Annotated in this window: 17 protein-coding genes; 10 read left to right on the forward strand and 7 right to left on the reverse strand. The window is 61.5% G+C overall.

What is annotated here, in order from left to right:
- The 4 genes from LCM24_RS11865 to LCM24_RS11880 are packed head-to-tail and all read left to right on the forward strand — an operon-like array spanning nt 1 to nt 3,150.
- Entirely contained in the window at nt 1-1,002 is a 1,002-nt protein-coding gene (locus LCM24_RS11865; protein ID WP_224804587.1) for a YncE family protein, read from the forward strand.
- Nucleotides 999-1,460 (forward strand): ATP-dependent zinc protease, encoded by a 462-nt coding sequence (locus LCM24_RS11870; RefSeq protein WP_224804589.1) that lies wholly within the window; start codon nt 999-1,001, stop codon nt 1,458-1,460. Before LCM24_RS11865 ends, LCM24_RS11870 begins: the two co-directional genes overlap by 4 nt.
- Nucleotides 1,457-2,362 carry a 30S ribosomal protein S6--L-glutamate ligase gene (rimK, locus tag LCM24_RS11875; protein WP_090479688.1) on the forward strand — a complete coding sequence of 302 codons (906 nt, stop codon included), beginning with the start codon at nt 1,457-1,459 and terminating at the stop codon, nt 2,360-2,362. The genes LCM24_RS11870 and rimK overlap by 4 nt, the downstream gene beginning before the upstream one ends.
- Complete coding sequence (locus LCM24_RS11880) at nt 2,359-3,150, forward strand: hypothetical protein (protein ID WP_224804591.1); 792 nt, start codon at nt 2,359-2,361, stop codon at nt 3,148-3,150. Before rimK ends, LCM24_RS11880 begins: the two co-directional genes overlap by 4 nt.
- Here the strand turns inward: LCM24_RS11880 and LCM24_RS11885 are convergent, their stop codons facing one another.
- The 4 genes from LCM24_RS11885 to rpsF all read right to left on the reverse strand — a co-directional run bounded on the left by LCM24_RS11885 (nt 3,151) and on the right by rpsF (nt 5,983).
- Nucleotides 3,151-4,590, reverse strand: a complete 1,440-nt coding sequence (locus tag LCM24_RS11885; protein WP_224804593.1) for an AMP nucleosidase — start codon at nt 4,588-4,590, stop codon at nt 3,151-3,153.
- A gap of 122 nt (nt 4,591-4,712) precedes the next feature.
- Nucleotides 4,713-5,381, reverse strand: a complete 669-nt coding sequence (rplI, locus tag LCM24_RS11890) for a 50S ribosomal protein L9 (protein ID WP_090479677.1) — start codon at nt 5,379-5,381, stop codon at nt 4,713-4,715.
- 12 nt (nt 5,382-5,393) lie between these two features.
- Nucleotides 5,394-5,618, reverse strand: a complete 225-nt coding sequence (gene rpsR, locus LCM24_RS11895; protein WP_090479673.1) for a 30S ribosomal protein S18 — start codon at nt 5,616-5,618, stop codon at nt 5,394-5,396.
- Complete coding sequence (rpsF, locus tag LCM24_RS11900; RefSeq protein ID WP_090479670.1) at nt 5,618-5,983, reverse strand: 30S ribosomal protein S6; 366 nt, start codon at nt 5,981-5,983, stop codon at nt 5,618-5,620. Before rpsF ends, rpsR begins: the two co-directional genes overlap by 1 nt.
- Before the next feature lie 205 nt (nt 5,984-6,188).
- On the opposite strand from rpsF, the gene LCM24_RS11905 reads away from it, so the two are divergent.
- Nucleotides 6,189-7,151, forward strand: a complete 963-nt coding sequence (locus tag LCM24_RS11905; protein WP_224804595.1) for a DUF808 domain-containing protein — start codon at nt 6,189-6,191, stop codon at nt 7,149-7,151.
- 4 nt (nt 7,152-7,155) lie between these two features.
- Here LCM24_RS11905 and LCM24_RS11910 read toward each other — a convergent pair whose 3' ends face one another.
- Entirely contained in the window at nt 7,156-8,583 is a 1,428-nt protein-coding gene (locus LCM24_RS11910; RefSeq protein WP_224804597.1) for a glutamate ligase domain-containing protein, read from the reverse strand.
- Nucleotides 8,584-8,649: 66 nt separating this feature from the next.
- Between LCM24_RS11910 and LCM24_RS11915 the strand changes: the two genes are divergently transcribed.
- From LCM24_RS11915 to LCM24_RS11935, 5 genes are all read left to right on the forward strand, one after another.
- On the forward strand, nt 8,650-9,477 hold the full coding sequence (locus LCM24_RS11915; protein WP_224804965.1) for an LD-carboxypeptidase: 828 nt from the start codon (nt 8,650-8,652) through the stop codon (nt 9,475-9,477).
- 25 nt (nt 9,478-9,502) lie between these two features.
- Nucleotides 9,503-10,441, forward strand: a complete 939-nt coding sequence (gene fabD, locus LCM24_RS11920; RefSeq protein WP_224804599.1) for an ACP S-malonyltransferase — start codon at nt 9,503-9,505, stop codon at nt 10,439-10,441.
- Complete coding sequence (fabG, locus tag LCM24_RS11925; RefSeq protein WP_090480276.1) at nt 10,441-11,193, forward strand: 3-oxoacyl-[acyl-carrier-protein] reductase; 753 nt, start codon at nt 10,441-10,443, stop codon at nt 11,191-11,193. The genes fabD and fabG overlap by 1 nt, the downstream gene beginning before the upstream one ends.
- 157 nt (nt 11,194-11,350) lie before the next feature.
- Nucleotides 11,351-12,472 (forward strand): DNA polymerase III subunit beta, encoded by a 1,122-nt coding sequence (dnaN, locus tag LCM24_RS11930; RefSeq protein ID WP_090479659.1) that lies wholly within the window; start codon nt 11,351-11,353, stop codon nt 12,470-12,472.
- Nucleotides 12,473-12,528: 56 nt separating this feature from the next.
- A complete protein-coding gene (locus tag LCM24_RS11935) occupies nt 12,529-13,608 on the forward strand; it encodes a DUF2855 family protein (protein WP_224804601.1) in 1,080 nt (359 codons plus the stop codon).
- Here LCM24_RS11935 and LCM24_RS11940 read toward each other — a convergent pair.
- The gene (locus LCM24_RS11940) at nt 13,605-14,615 is read right to left on the reverse strand and encodes a zinc-dependent alcohol dehydrogenase family protein (protein WP_224804603.1); all 1,011 of its coding nucleotides are present in this window, start codon (nt 14,613-14,615) and stop codon (nt 13,605-13,607) included. The two genes, LCM24_RS11935 and LCM24_RS11940, sit on opposite strands and share 4 nt — an antisense overlap.
- Nucleotides 14,612-16,363: an N-acyl-D-amino-acid deacylase family protein gene (locus LCM24_RS11945; RefSeq protein ID WP_224804605.1), complete on the reverse strand. Its 1,752-nt coding sequence runs from the start codon at nt 16,361-16,363 to the stop codon at nt 14,612-14,614. Before LCM24_RS11945 ends, LCM24_RS11940 begins: the two co-directional genes overlap by 4 nt.
- Nucleotides 16,364-16,400 lie beyond the last annotated feature (37 nt).

Raw genomic sequence — 16,400 nt, forward strand, 5'->3', positions numbered from 1 at the left:
ATGCGGATCGCGGCGCTCCTCCTCATCCTGCTCGCGTCATGCGCGCCGATGGCGGAGGACGGGCCGCGTGCCGTATCTGACAGTCCTGCAGATGGCGCGCTGTTCGTGGCGGGCAAATTCGGCAACACGCTGGCGAAGATCGACCTTGCCAGCGGGACCGAGGTTGCGCGGGTGGACAGCTGCGCCAACCCGCACGAACTGGCGACGTCACCAGACGGCAAATACGTGGCACTCGCGTGCTATGGCGGAACCAGTGTCGACATTTTCCGCACCAGCGACCTCGGCCGCGTGAAGTCGGTAGAGCTTGGCGAAAACGCCCGTCCGCACGGGATCGTGTGGCACCCGAACGGCGACCTTTACGCAACCGCCGAGGGGCGGCAGTCGATCTTCTGGATCCGTTCCCCGATGGGCGAGCACGAGACTTTCGAATATTCGACCGGCAAGGAAGGCAGCCATATGGTTGCCGTCTCACCCGGTGCGCGTCACGCATGGACGACCGATCTCGGCTCGAAGACAGTCACGCTGGTCGATTTGAAGACCCGCCGCGCCCCGCTTTCGGTCGAAGTGGGTGAGGAGCCCGAAGGCATTGCGCTGAGCCCCGATGGCGAGACGCTGTGGGTTTCCGCACGCGGCTCGAACAAGGCTTTCGCACTTGATCCCATGTCCCTCGCTATACGGAAGGAGATCGATACAGGTCGCTTCCCGCTGCGTATCGCTGTCCGTCCGCAAGGTGACTTCGCGGTGACCAGCGACCTTGCCGATGGCGGTCTGTCGGTGATCGATACTGCGACCGGAGAAGTCGTGCGCAATATCGCGGTGTCCAGTCCCGACGAAGCGCAAACGCGTTTTCAGGTTACGATCCTTTGGTCGCCCGACGGAGAACGTATCTACGCGGCAGAAACCCGCTCGGATACGATCGCGGAAGCCGATTTCGCTAGCGGAGAGGTCTTGCGCCGCCTACCGGGTGAAGGAGGTGGAGACGGACTGGCGATCATCGAATGAGCGATAACAAGGTTTTGCCCGTAGTGGGGTGGCGGGAGCTGGTACATTTGCCCGAGCTTGGTCTGCGGGGTATTCCCGCGAAGATCGATACTGGAGCGCGCACGTCGTCCTTGCACGGCGTGGTGCTCGACGAGTTCGAACGTGACGGCGAGAAATACGTCCGTTTCGCCGTCGACTTCGAAAAGCCACATGTGCGCCAGATATGCGAGGCCGTTCACGTTGACATCCGCGGGATCACCAGTTCCAACGGCGAAACGCAGTATCGTTATGTCATCAAGACGCCGCTGAAGATCGGCGACGTCAAGTTCCGCGCTGAAATCAGCCTGGCCGACCGGTCGGACATGAAATTCCCGATGCTGATCGGCCGCTCGTCCCTGCGTCGTAGATTTGTCGTGGATTCAGGATATTCCTGGCTCCAGACGCCCGAAATGAAGGTCAAGAAAGGCCACAAACCATGAAAATCGCCATGCTTGCGCGCAATCCCAATCTCTATTCGCACAAGCGCCTCAAACAGGCGGCGGAAGAGCGCGGGCACGAACTCGACATCCTTAACACAACGCGCTGCACGGTGCACATCGCGAGCCACCGGCCCGAAGTGTATTACAACGGCGAAGCTTGCGTCGGCTATGATGCGGTCATCCCGCGTATCGGCGCCTCGATCACGAACTACGGTCTAGCGATCCTGCGCCAGTTCGAAATGCGCGGATGCTGGCCGCTCAACGAAAGCGTCGCCATCGGCCGCAGCCGCGACAAGCTGCGCTCCATGCAAATTCTCGCCAAGCACGGCCTCGGCCTGCCGCTGACGGCCTATGCCAACGACCCCAAGCAGGCGGAGGAGATCATCAAGGCGGTGAAGGGCCCGCCCGTGGTCATCAAGCTGCTGGAGGGCACCCAGGGCATTGGCGTCGTGCTTGCCGAAACCATGTCTTCGGCCAAGTCGGTGATCGAGGCCTTCCGCGGGGCCAATGTGAACATCCTCGTCCAGGAATTCATTAAGGAAGCAGGCGGCACGGACATCCGTGCGCTGGTGGTCGGCGGCAAGGTCGTCGCCGCGATGAAGCGCACCGGCGCAGCGGACGATTTCCGCAGCAATCTCCACCGTGGCGGCAGCGCAGAGCTGATCAAGATTACGCCTGCCGAACGCTCGACAGCGGTGAGCGCGGCAAAGCGCATGGGGCTCAATGTCTGCGGCGTGGACATGCTGCGCAGCAACCACGGTCCGGTAATTATGGAGGTGAATTCCTCGCCCGGCCTCGAAGGCATTGAGAATGCCACCGGCAAGGACATCGCCGGGATGATCATCGACTACATGGCGGCCAATGCGAAGGTCGGGAAGACGAAGACGAAGGGGAAGGGGTGAGCGACAATTCAATCGGCGATGAGTTCGAGACGAGCGATTTCGTCGATGTTGAGATTGGCTTGTGCCGACTAAGCGTTGATTTGCCGAAAGACATTCAGTTTCGAATGTTGAACAGTCTCAACCACTTCGCAGCTGCCTCTCAAATCTTCGATCTAGATAGAGAAATGGCTTCTTTTCGGTCTATCACCGGCGAAGAGGAGGCTGCATCATGTTTCCTGTTGGCGTTGCGCATTCGTCAATACGCTGACGCGCGGAAACTCAATCCGAAAAACCATCTGCATAAGAATGCCGCTATCGCGTGCATGATCGCGCTGGCGGTCCAGCTCCAACCGATTCTTGCGCAATTTCAGTTGCTATTCGATTTTAGAAACTGTCGAATCGATTTAAAGATTCCGCTTTCGAACTTCGGTGTTCAGGGTGGCGAGACATTTGCAATGCAACCCGTTGAGCCATTGGATATGTTGCACAGTCGGGAAGGCGTCGATGAGAACGATGTTTATCTCGAAGCATTGCAGCGGTTGGCCGACGGTGCTGAATTCGACGACATTAAGCAGCTAGTATCTGACCGGGCCAATCAGCGAAACACACTCTTGTATGCTTCGCACGATGGAATGCCCGAAAGTCGGGCAACCTTAGAAGGTATTGAAGGCCGTCGAGCCCGCTCACTGGCTTTACTGGTCATTACAGTGATGATCCTACAGTCACGTAAGAAGTTGGCTTCGGTACGGCAAACGGTTCCCGCGTTAGTCTCGATTATCTCGAGGCTACCTTCAGCTGAAAATAAGTAGCTACCTAAACGGCGGCTCGTTGAAGGCACGCAGCTTGCGGCTGTGCAGTTTCGGGCCTTCCTGGCGCAGCAGGTCGCAGGCGGTAACGCCGATCTGCAAGTGGGCCGCGATGGCTTCCTCATAGAACTTGTTTGCCTGGCCGGGCAGCTTGATCTCACCGTGGAGCGGCTTGTCCGAAACGCATAGCAGCGTGCCGTAGGGGACGCGGAAGCGGTAACCCTGGGCCGAGATGGTTGCGCTCTCCATGTCGATGCCGACTGCGCGGCTGAGGCTCAGCCGCTTTGCCGACTGGGTATAGCGCAGCTCCCAGTTACGATCGTCGGTGGTGACCACGGTGCCGGTACGCATGCGCTTCTTGAGGTCGCTGCCGTGCTCGCCGGAGACGGCTTCCGCCGCTTCGGCCAGGGCCTGCTGGACCTCTGCGATGGCGGGAAGGGGGATTTCCGGCGGGAGGACCGGGTCGAGCACGTGATCGTCGCGCAGATACGCATGGGCGAGCACATAGTCGCCGATCTTCTGGCTGGGGCGCAGGCCGCCGCAGTGGCCGATCATCAGCCATGCTTCGGGGCGCATCACCGCCAGGTGATCGCAGATCGTTTTGGCGTTGGACGGACCAACGCCGATGTTCACCAGCGTAATACCGCCGCCGTTCTTGCCGACAAGGTGGTAGGCGGGCATCTGGTGGCGACGCCAAGCGGTATCGGACAGTTGGCCGCGCGCATTGTCGGTCGCTTCGGTAATCATCAGGCCACCGGCGCCTGCGAGCGCAGTGTAGCCGTTCTTACCAAGCTGCGATCCTGCCCAGTCGACGAACTCGTCCACATAGCGGTGGTAGTTGGTGAACAGGATGAACCGCTGAAAGTGCTGCGGATCGGTCCCGGTGTAATGCGCAAGCCTTGCAAGGCTGAAGTCCGTGCGCAGGCCGTCGAACAGCGACAGCGGGATGGGATCGTCAGGGTTTTCCAGCTCGATGCCGTCGGCCAGCTCGTCGCCGATATCGGCGAGGTCGGTGGAGGGGAAATGGCGGGCGATCTCGTTGGGATCGATACCCGCCAATACCGCACCGGCTTCACCGTCGAGCACGTAAGGGAAGGGAATTTCCTGGCGTGATGAGCCGACCTCCACCTCGATGTCGTAATTCGATCCGATCAGTTCGAGCTGTTCGCGCAGATAATTGCGGAAGAGGTTGGGGCGGGTAACCGTCGTTGCATAGAGCCCGGGCATGTTCAGCCGGCCGAACGCGCGGTTGGAACCGTCAGGCATCTGGCCGCCGCGGAACAGCAGGCGGAGTTCGGGATAGGCGTAGCTGCCATCCTTGCGCCGTTCGGCGGCGGGCAGCTCGCGGGTTTTGCCGAAAGCGATCACGTCTTCCCGCAGGCGGGTAATCGCCGCGTCATAGACGGTTTCGAGCTTGTCGAGGATCTGGTCGATTGATTCCATGGCTGGATTTTCTCCTGGCTTCTTGTTGTTTTGATGACACCTCCTGCCACAGGAAGGGGCCTGTTACAAAAAGGGCGCGGAGACCGAAGTCGCCGCGCCCTGTTTGTTCGAGGTCGATGCGCTTAAGCGTCGTCACCTTCCGGCTTCGTCGCTTCGATGAGGGCTTCGCTTTCGCTGGTGCCTTCTTCGGTGCTGACGCCGTCTTCGAGCATGTCGGCGGGGATTTCACCCGGCTCGAGGCCCGTGTCGATGCGGTTGGCTTCGGCCTGCTCTTCGATTTCGCGCTGTTCTTCTTCGAACATCTGCGCGAGCACGTCGACGCCCTGGCTCTGCAGTTCGGCTTCGTCGTCCGAGCGGGCGACGTTCGCCTTCACGGTGACGGAAACCTCAGGGTGGAGGTCGATGCGCACGTCATGCATGCCGATCGTCTTGATCGGGTTGCCCATGATGACCTGCTTCTTGTCGATCTCGTGACCCTTGTCGGAAAGGCCGTTCACGATGTCGCGAACGTTGACCGAACCGTACAGCTGGCCTGCGTTCGAAGCGGCGCGGATCAGCACGACTTCGACGCCGTCGACCTTTTCACCGGCCTTTTCGGCTTCGGCGCGGCGTTCGGCGTTTTCCTTCTCGAGGCGTTCGCGGTTGGCTTCGAAGACCTTCTTGTTCGCAGCGTTGGCACGAAGGGCCTTCTTCTGCGGAAGGAGGAAGTTGCGCGCGTAGCCGTCCTTCACGGTGACGACGTCACCGATCGTGCCGAGCTTTTCGATGCGCTGGAGGAGAATGATATCCATGGTCTCTGCTCCTTACTTCACGATGTACGGAAGCAAGCCGATGTGGCGTGCGCGCTTGATCGCCTTGGCGAGTTCACGCTGCTTCTTCGCGCTGACGGCGGTGATGCGGCTGGGGACGATCTTGCCACGCTCGGACATGAAGCCCTGGAGGAGGCGAACGTCCTTGTAGTCGATCGCGGGGGCATTCTTGCCAGCGAACGGGCAAGACTTGCGGCGGCGGAAAAACGGACGGGCCATCAGTTACGCTCCTCGCGTTCGCGGCGCTTCTTGGAATCGCGCTCGTTCTTGCGCATCATCACCGACGGACCTTCTTCGTGTTCGTCGACACGGATGGTCATGTAACGGATGACGTCTTCATTGATGCGCGTCTGGCGTTCGAGTTCTGCAACAACGGAGCCGGGGCCCTCGATGTTGAGCATTACGAAATGCGCCTTGCGGTTGCGGTCGATCTTGTATGCGAGGCTCTTGAGGCCCCAGGTCTCGGTCTTGGTGACCTTGCCTTCGTTCTTTTCGACGATTTCGGTCGCCGTGGCTGCGAGCTGGTCAACCTGAGCCTGGCTCAGGTCCTGTCGCGCCAAGAAAACATGCTCGTAGAGAGCCATGCTCTTGTCCTTTCAACTGTCGGCCGATCGCTGGCTTGTCCGCGGGATTGCGGGGCCCCTCCGGCTTTCTTCATTCCTTCGCCCGGAAGCGAGGGATGCGCGCACATAGCGGGATTCTGGGTGAATGCAAGGCAAACTGTCCCCTTGCGCAGGTGGAACGTGCACGGCAGGGGGCCGTTGGCAGTGGAAACACAGGAGAATTTGCGTGCCCGGCGGACTTGTAGCGCTTTTGGACGACGTTTCGGTGATTGCGCGGACGGCGGCCGCATCGGTGGACGACATCACTGTGGCTGCCAGCAGGGCCGGCACGAAGACTGCCGGCGTAGTGATCGACGATGCGGCAGTTACGCCGTCCTACGTCACGGGGCTGAGTCCGGCACGTGAACTCCCGATCATCTGGAAAATCACCAAGGGGTCGTTGAAAAACAAGCTGCTCCTTCTTCTTCCCGGCGCCCTGATACTCAGCTGGCTTCTACCTTCGGCGATCATCTTCATCCTGATGCTGGGCGGGGCTTACCTGTCCTACGAGGGCGCCGAGAAGGTCATGGAAAAGCTTGGCGGCGAGAAGCACGGCAAGACACTCGAGGATGAGATTGTCGACCCCGTAGCCTTCGAGAAGCAGCGCGTCGCAGGGGCGATCAGGACGGACCTCATCCTGTCGGCCGAGATCATGGCGATCACTCTCAACGAAGTGGCGTCAGAAGACTTTTTCGTGCGGGCCGGTGTTCTGGCAATCGTGGGCATCGCGGTTACGCTGTTCGTCTACGGCGCGGTGGCGATCATCGTGAAACTGGACGACATCGGTCTGCATCTTTCCGAACGCAAATCGCAAGCCGCCGAGCAGTTCGGGCGTTTCCTGGTGCGTTCGGTTCCCTATATCCTCAAGGCTCTCTCGTTCATCGGTACCATTGCCATGCTGTGGGTCGGCGGGGGCATCATCCTGCACGGCCTGCACGAGCTCGGCCTGCACGGCCCGTCGGACTGGGCGCATGGAGTCCAGCACGCTGTGGAGACGGTTACAGGCGGATTGTCAGGTCTGCTTGGATGGGCGACCTATGCCGCGATCTCGGCATTGGTCGGCCTTGGCCTCGGCTTCGTGATCGTGTTCCTGCTGCACAAGGTCTTCAAGATGGGCCATGGCATGGGCGAGGGCGCCGAAGCCCACTGATCACTTACGACAGGCGCTGGAAAATCCGCTGCGCAAATTCGCTCAGCGTGTCGTCGCGCGCGCCCATGATCACGATGCGGTCACCGGGACGGGCGAGCGACACCAGGCGGTCCTCGACATCCTTGCGCGATGGCACGTGTTCGGCCCTTGCGCCTCCGTCGGCGATGAGCTTCACAATCCGCTCGCTCCCTTCGCTGCGGTCGACTGTTCCGCCGAAATAGACGGGGTCTGAAAAGATTACGCGATCGTCCGCTCCCATGACGTTGACGAAGGTTTCGGCTAATTCGGCACCCATCTGGCGCAAAGGGCCATATCCGTGGGGCTGGAAGAAGGCGAGCACGCGGCCTTCGTGGGATTTTAGCGTCTTCAGCGTGGCTGCGCACTTCTCCGGATTGTGTCCGAAGTCGTCGATGACGGTAATGGCAGCGTGTGTCGTGCCCACAATGTCGAAACGCCGGGCCAGTCCGTCGAAACCGGCCAGCGCCTGGACGGATTCTGCAACCGGCACACCGGCTGCGGCCGCGCCGGCAATCGCCGCAAGAGCGTTCGAGAGGTTGTGGCGACCGGGCATGTTCAACCGCAGCGCGTGCTGGCTGCCGTCATGCCGGTCGACGACCATGGCTGCTTGCCGGACGGGCCCCTCCGCGATGCTTCCCGGCTCGATGCCGATTTGTGCTTTTTCCTGATCGATCCCGAAGGTGATGACCTCTTTCGCGTGAGGGAGCAGGGCGAGGGCTTCCGGATCGTCCGCATTGAGGACCGAAATACGGCTGCGCGAGAGGTAGTCGCCGAATAGCTGGCGCAATTCCTCCATACTCTTGTGATCGAGCGAGACGTTGAGAAGGATACCGACTGCCGGCTTGTAAAGCGCGATCGACCCGTCGCTCTCGTCGACTTCACTGACATAAATGCTTTGCGATCCGACGACCGAACTGGCGAACGGGCGCTCCGGCGAGACGAAGTTCTTCATCACCGCCCCGTTCATGACGGTGGGGGCGCGGCCGGTTGCCTCGAGTATCCAGCCCAGCATCCCGGTGACTGTCGATTTTCCGCTGGTCCCAGCGACGGCAAGGCCTGCGCCGCTGGTGTTGAAGAGGATCGAATTGAGTTCGGCGCGCGTCAGTCGCAGGCAATCTAGAGCGTTCGCCTGTTTGATTTCCGGGACGCTATCTTCAATCGCGGCAGACGCGACGACGATCTGGTCGCTCGACACGATCCCGCTGCCGTCTTGGGGATGGAGTTCGAAACCTTGCTTCTCGAGGGCAGCGAATTTCTCCGGAGTGCGACCCTGGTCGAAGCTGCGGTCGGATCCGGCTACCTTGCAGCCGCGCCCCTTGAGGATCTGCGCAAGCGGCAGCATGCCTGATCCGCCGATGCCTACGAAAAAGAACGGGCGGGCGAATAGTTCGTCGGGGCTGAGGAAGTCGCTCATTCCAGCCTCGCTATGCAGTTGCAGCCGCCAAGACAAGCAGGCATGACCGCAGATGTGCACCGTCCGATCCGAAAAGTGGCCATTTGCGCCCCCGCGACCCCGCTCAAGCGCAAATATGCGCAGGCCGTAGGTAGGCTCGCGAGCGACGAATTTCCCGAGCTAGAATTACATTTCCACGAGCAGTGCTTCGTCGAGGAAGGCCACTTCGCAGGCTCCGATGACGCGCGCCTCGCGGCTCTGCTCGATTGTGCCAACGACGCCAGCAACGACGCGGTGTGGTTTGCCAAGGGCGGATATGGCTCGAACCGGATCGCCGCTCAATTTCTCGAACAGGCAGGTGATGCCGCGAAGAGCAAGCCGTTCCTGGGCTATTCCGACTGCGGGACGCTTCTGGGTGCACTTTATCGCGCCGGGATCGGCACCCCGGTCCATGCGCCCATGCCGGTCGATATCAAGCGCGAGGGAGGCGAGGCTGCCATCCGCCGCGTCCTCTCCTACATGTCAGGAAATCCGGACGGACTGGAGCCTTCGCTCACCGATAGACCGGTCGCTGCGTTCAATCTCTATACGCTTGCCATGCTCGTCGGCACTCCGTTCATGCCCGACCTGACAGGACACGAAGTCCTCATCGAAGAAGTCGGCGAGTACGAATACGCCATCGACCGCCTGCTCTTCCATGTTACCGCGCAGATCGGTGACATCGCGGGAATCAAGCTGGGCGAGGTGACGGCGGTTCCCGAAAACGATCGGCCGTTCGGGGCGAGCGCGCAGGAAATCGTGGAAGACTGGTGCCGCCGTAGCGGCATTCCCTACCTCGGCCGGGCGGAGGTCGGGCATTCCTCTGCCAACAAGATCGTACCTTTCGGTCTTGAGGGACGGACCTTGCGCGCCTAAGCGCCGCTCCCAACAGGAGAGAAACATGACTGCATTCATTTTCCCCGGTCAGGGAAGCCAGAAGGTCGGCATGGGAACGGAACTGGCCGATGCCAGCACCCACGCACGGGAAGTCTTCGAGGAAGTGGACGACGCGCTGAACCAGAAACTGTCTTCCGTCATGCGGGACGGCCCCGAAGGCGAGCTGACGCTGACGTCGAACGCGCAGCCGGCCATCATGGCAAACTCGATCGCCACTCTGCGCGTCCTGGAAAAGGAATTCGGCGTCGTTCTGGCGGATAAGGCCGGCTGCGTTGCAGGCCATTCGCTGGGCGAATACTCCGCGCTGTGTGCCGCCGGCGCGTTTGGCCTTGCCGAAACCGCGAAGCTGCTGCGTCTGCGCGGCATCGCGATGCAGGATGCCGTGCCGATCGGTGTCGGCGCCATGGCTGCTCTTCTCGGTGCCGACATCGAGAAAGCCACCGCGCTGGCAGAAGCAGCGGCCGAGGGGCAGGTGTGCGAAGTCGCCAATGACAACGATCCGACGCAGGTCGTGATTTCGGGCCACGCGGAAGCCATCGATCGCGCGATCGAACTGGCGAAGGGGCACGGGATCAAGCGCGGTATCAAACTGCCGGTGTCCGCGCCTTTCCACTGCTCGTTGATGGAACCTGCCGCACAGCGCATGAAGCTGGCGCTGGAAGAGACATCCCCCTCGGCTTTCTCGGTGCCTCTGTTCGCCAATGTCACGGCTTCGCGTGTCACGGACCCCGCCGAAGAGCAGCGCCTTTTGGTCGAGCAGGTCACGGGCCGCGTTCGCTGGCGCGAAAGCGTGATCGCAATGCGTGAGGCGGGCGTCGAACGCTTCGTCGAGCTCGGCGGCAAGGTGCTCGGACCGATGGTCGGCCGCATCGACAAGGAGGTGACCACTATCAGCCTCGTCACCATGGAAGATCTCGAGAATTTCGCGAAGGAGAACGCATGATGTTCAGCCTCGAAGGCAAGACCGCACTCGTTACCGGCGCCAGCGGCGGCATCGGTTCGTCTATCGCCTATGCCCTGGCGCGCCAGGGTGCGCGCTTGGCGCTGTCGGGTTCCAATGGCGACAAGCTACGCGCCTTCCGCGAACAGCTGAACTCGGATACCGGCGGCGACCACGTCGAGATTACCTGTAACCTGTCCGACACGACGCAGGTGGAGGAGCTTGTTCCGGCGACTGTCGATACGCTCGGCAAGATGGATATTCTCGTCAACAATGCCGGGATTACGCGCGACAATCTGACGATGCGCATGAAGGACGAGGAGTGGGACGAGGTGATCCGCATCAACCTCGAAGCCAGTTTCCGTCTCATGCGAGCGAGCGCGCGTCCGATGATGAAAGCCAAGGGTGGCCGCATCATCTCGATCACCAGCGTCGTGGGCCATACCGGCAACCCCGGGCAGATGAACTATGTCGCTGCAAAAGCCGGCCTCACCGGCATGAGCAAGAGCCTCGCCCAGGAGCTTGCGAGCCGCAACATCACCGTCAATTGCGTCGCGCCGGGCTTCATCCGCACGGCGATGACCGATGCACTTACCGACGACCAGAAGGCCGCCATCAATGGCCGGATCCCGATGGGCAGGATGGGCGAGGGCGACGAGATCGGCGCGGCTGTGGCCTATCTCGCCAGCGACGAGGCTGCCTATGTCACCGGCCAGACGCTGCACGTGAACGGCGGCATGGCGATGATGGGCTAAATACCCCTTTATCCCCAAGGAATCGATCAGGGGGCGGGTTCGGGACGTGACGGAGCCTTGCCCCCGTAGGCGGCCTCGCTAAGGTCGTTATCCGTATTCCGGCGCGCGGGGGCGATTCCGGCCCTTGCTTCGCCCAACAGGGACGAAAGAAGGACCCATGAAGGCCACTATCGAACGCGCTACGCTGCTGCGCTGTCTCTCCCACGTTCAGTCCGTTGTCGAACGGCGCAACACTATCCCCATCCTGTCGAACGTCCTCATCGAGGCGGAAGGCGACGGCTTGCGCGTGATGGCGACCGACCTCGACTTGCAAGTGGTCGAACACATGGAAGCCAGCGTCGAGAGCGACGGGTCCGTCACCGTTTCCGCGCACCTCCTGTTCGATATTGCGCGCAAGCTGCCCGACGGCAGCCAGGTCAGCCTTGAAACCGCCGACAACCGCATGGCGATCAAGGCGGGCCGCAGCCGCTTCTCGCTGCCCACCCTGCCGCGCGACGACTTCCCGGTGATTGTCGAAGGCGACCTGCCGACCAGCTTCGAACTTCCGGCCAAGACGCTTGCCGAGATGATCGACCGCACGCGGTTTGCGATCTCGACGGAAGAAACGCGCTACTACCTCAACGGTATCTTCCTGCACGTTTCGGACGAAGACCAGCCCGTGCTCAAGGCTGCCGCGACCGACGGTCATCGCCTCGCACGCTTCACCCTGGCACGTCCCGATGGCGCGGAAGGCATGCCGGACGTCATCGTGCCGCGCAAAGCTGTTGCCGAACTGCGCAAGCTGCTGGAAGAAAAGATGGACGGCAACGTCCAGATCGACCTGTCGGCCAGCAAGATTCGCTTCACCCTCGGTGGAGAAGGCGGAATGGTCCTCACCAGCAAGCTGATCGACGGTACCTTCCCGGATTACTCGCGGGTCATCCCCACGGGTAACGACAAGCTGCTCAAGATCGACCCGCGCACCTTCCACGAAGGTGTCGACCGTGTCGCCACGATCGCGACCGAGAAGACCCGTGCGGTGAAGATGGGGCTCGACAAGGACAAGGTGACGCTCACTGTCACTTCGCCCGACAACGGCACCGCCACGGAAGAACTTTCGGCCGAATACGGTGCCGACGGTTTCGAGATCGGTTTCAATGCGGGGTACCTCAAGGACATCCTTGGCCAGATCGATAGCGACACCGTCGAAATCCACCTGGCCGATGCCGGTGCGCCGACGCTGATCCGCAAGGATGACGACAGCCCGGCGCTCTACGTCCTGATGCCGATGCGGGTTTAACGCTCGCATTCGGGTTCTTGCTTGGCTAGCGTCTCTCTCAAAGAGGGAGATGCGCCATGCAGCAGGTTCACGTCGAAAAATCGCAACTGACCAACGCCGATCTGGTGGAGGTCGACGCTGGTCCGCTGGCCGACGGCGGTGTGCGCCTCGCCATCGAGAGCTTCTCTGTCACGGCAAACAACATCACCTATGCGGTGGTCGGCGACGGGTTCGGCTACTGGAATTTCTTTCCCGCGCCCGATGGCATGGGCATCGTCCCAATGTGGGGCCACGCGCGCGTGGTTGAAAGCAGACACCCGGAATTCGCTGAAGGGGAGCGGGTCTACGGCTATCTCCCAATGGCGACCCATCTGGATGTGATGCCCGGCAAGGTATCGGCTTCGGGCTTCGTGGACATGGCCGAGCATCGCCAGCCGATGAGTCCGATCTACAACCAGTATTCCCGACTTGCCGCCGACCCGGAGCATGATTCCGCGCGCGAGGGTGAGCGCATGATCTTCGGACCGCTTTTCAAGACGGGCTTCCTCATCGAATATTTCATGCGTACGCAGGACTGGTTCGGCGCAGGGCAAGTGATCCTCACCAGCGCGAGCTCGAAGACGGCTATGGGCCTAGCCAGCGTGACCAAGCGCCGTTCGCCCGAGATCAGGCGCATCGGCCTGACGTCGGCAGGCAATGTGGAGTTCGTGAAAGCAAGCGGCCTCTACGATGAGGTCCTGCCCTACGATGCCGTCGGACAGATCGCCGCCGAACCCAGCGTTACGGTCGACTTTGCCGGTAACGCCGGACTGTTAGGCGATCTGCACCAGCACTTCGGAGATGCACTCAAATATTCCTGCCTCGTTGGCGCGACCCATATCGAGGAGCGCGGTGCGGGCATGGGCGGCGCGGCGGATTTGCCCGGACCGACGCCCACGCTCTTCTTCGCCCCGGACCATGCAGTGGCGCTCTTCAAGGAGCATGGCCCGGAAAAGGCAGGCGCGATGGTCGCCGAAAGCTGGCGCGGCTTTCTGGAAGACGCAGGCGATTCCATCGAGATCGAACGCCATTCCGGGCTTGCCGCAGCCCGCGACGTCTTCGTGGAAATGGTGGGTGGCAAGGTCGATCCCGCGAAGGGAATCGTGATCGAGCCCTAGATCTCGATTGCGATCTTGCCGAAGTGTCCGCCGCTTTCCTGGTGACGGAAAGCGTCCGCCAGTTCGGCTAGCGCGAATGTGTCGCTGATAACGGGCTTGATGCCATTGGCCTCGATTGCGGCGATCATGTCCTGCTGCATCGCACGGCTACCCACGGTCAGGCCCTGCACCTTCAGGTTTTTCGAGAACAGGAGGGCAGTCTGCACGGGACCGGCGAAACCGGCGAGCACACCTATCAGAGCGACATGGCCCCCGACCCTGGTGGCCAGCATCGATTGGTCCAGCGTGCCTGCGCCGCCGATCTCGACGACGCAATCTACCCCGCGGCCGCCGGTCAGCTCCAGGGCTTTCGGACCCCAGGCCTCGACTTCCTTGTAATTGATGAGGTGGTCCGCACCCATCGATTTGACCCGTTCCAGCTTTTCGTCGGAAGAACTGGTGGCGATGACGGTGGCGCCCGCAGCCTTGGCGAACTGCAAGGCGAATATCGATACGCCGCCGGTTCCCTGGACGAGCACGGTATCGCCCGGCTTCACCGCGTAATCGACGAATAGAGCGCGCCATGCCGTCAGGCCGGCGCAAGTCAGCGTGGCCGCTTCCGCGTGACTGAAACCGGCAGGGGCGCGGGTGAACCAGTGGGGCGGCGCGGTGATGCGTTCTCGCGCATAACCATCGATCCCGTCACCGGGGACGCGCGTGAAGGCGGATTGTGGTGGCCATCCGTCGAGCCAGTCGGGAAAGAAGGTGCTGACGACATGATCGCCGACAGCGAACTCGGTCACGCCTTCGCCCACTGCAGTGACCACTCCGGCACCGTCCGACATGGGAATGCGTCCCTGCTCGGTCGGTATCATTCCCTTTACGACCGCATAGTCGTGATAGTTCAGCGAGCTCGCCTTGATTTCCACGCTGATCTCGCCCGCCGACGGGGGAGGGGGCGCATCCATCTCGACGAGTTCGAGAGCGTCCAGCGTGGACGGCGTGGCAGTAGTGCGGATAGCTTTCATTCTGCGGCCTCCGCCAATTCGGCACGCTGCGGCCCTCGGATCAATCCTCCGGGCGTTTCGCCAGTCCACTCTCCTTCGCGGAATGTTACGACACCATTCTTTATCGTCGCGACATATCCATCGGCCTTTTGCAGCAGTCTCTTGCCGCCAGCGGGCAGGTCGAACGCAAGCCACGGCTTGCCCAGCTTCAGGCGCTCCATGTCGATGATGTTGATGTCTGCAAGATAGCCCGGTGCGAGGACGCCGCGATCTTCGAGGCCGTAGAGACGGGCTGTGTCACTGCATTGGCGCTTGATTGCGTTCTCTAGGCTGATGGTCCCGCGCGAACGGTCGCGCACCCAGTGCTGGAGCATGAAAGTGGGCGAGGCTGCATCGCAGATCGTGCCGCAATGCGCGCCGCCGTCCGACAGTGAGTTGACCGTGTCGTCGGCGTGCTGGAGGTCGTGGAGAAAATCGAGGTTGCCATCCGCGTAATTCAGGATGGGAAGGTAGATGAAGCCCTTGCCATCGTCGCGGCACAGAAGATCGTAGGCGTATTCGTCACCCGAGACGCCGGCGGCCTTGGCGCGTTCGAGAATGCTTTCCTCGGCGGTCGGTTCGTAATTGAAGTCGGGGTCCATTTCGAACTGCATGTTCCAGCCGCCGCACACGACCAGGATCAGACCGATGATGTCCTGGTTGACCTCGGAGAAATCATGCTGCTCGGCGAGCAGCCTGGCCTTGAACTCGGGATCGAACAGTTTTGCCTTCTGCTCTTCCCAAGGGAGGTCCTCGATTTCCTTCCAGCTCGGCTTGAGGCGGAATGGATGGACTGTGCCCCGCCATGCCATGACGATGCCGTTCCCGCGTAAGGCGATCTGAGCGACGATGTTCGCGCCATTGTCATTCTCGGCGCGCATGGAGGTAATCTGCTCGTCGAGCGGCATCTCCTTGGCGATCGACTGTAGCGCGGCATAGGTGCAGGGCAGGCCCGTTTCGCGACTGAGCGCGCCCATCCAGCCGAACTCATCCCAATCGCGCTTCATGTCGCTGGCCATCTCGAATACGCCGTGACCCGCGCGGCCCATGGCGCGGCCGATTTCGATCAGTTCTTCCTTGGTGGCCGTGGTCCCCGGCACGACCTCGCCGTCGACATCGCGGTGCAGGACGGTGCGCGAGGTCGAGAAGCCCAAGGCACCGGCGCGCACGCCTTCCTCGACGATGGCAGACATCTTCCTGATGTCCTCGTCGGTCGGAACAGCGCCGGGGCGTTCGCGGTCTCCGAGCACGTAGGCGCGCACAGAACCGTGCGGGACGTGCGTCCCGACATCGACAGTTCGTGGAAGCTTTTCGAGTGCGTCGAGATATTCGGGGAAGGTCTCCCAGTCCCAGCTCATACCCTCGGCGAGTGCGGTCCCGGGGATGTCCTCGACCCCTTCCATCAGGCCGATCAGCCATTCATGCTTGTCGGGCTTGGCGGGCGCGAAACCCACGCCGCAATTGCCCATCACGACCGTGGTGACGCCGTGCCAGCTGCTGGGGGCCATTTCCTGGTCCCAGGTTGCCTGTCCGTCATAGTGGGTGTGAATGTCGACGAAGCCTGGCGTCACCAGCAAGCCGGAGGCGTCGATTTCCTCTGCCGCATCGCCCGAAATCTTGCCGACTGCGGCGATCAGGCCGTCCTTAACGGCGACATCTCCGGTAAAGCGATCTTCTCCGGTCCCGTCGACGATGGTCCCGCCGCGGATGATCAGGTCGTATGCTGGCATGGTGTGGCTCCTCTCTCGAAAGAGAAGGTTCCACATT

The sequence above is a fragment of the Qipengyuania aquimaris genome, from assembly GCF_020171965.1.
GTDB lineage: Bacteria > Pseudomonadota > Alphaproteobacteria > Sphingomonadales > Sphingomonadaceae > Qipengyuania > Qipengyuania aquimaris_A.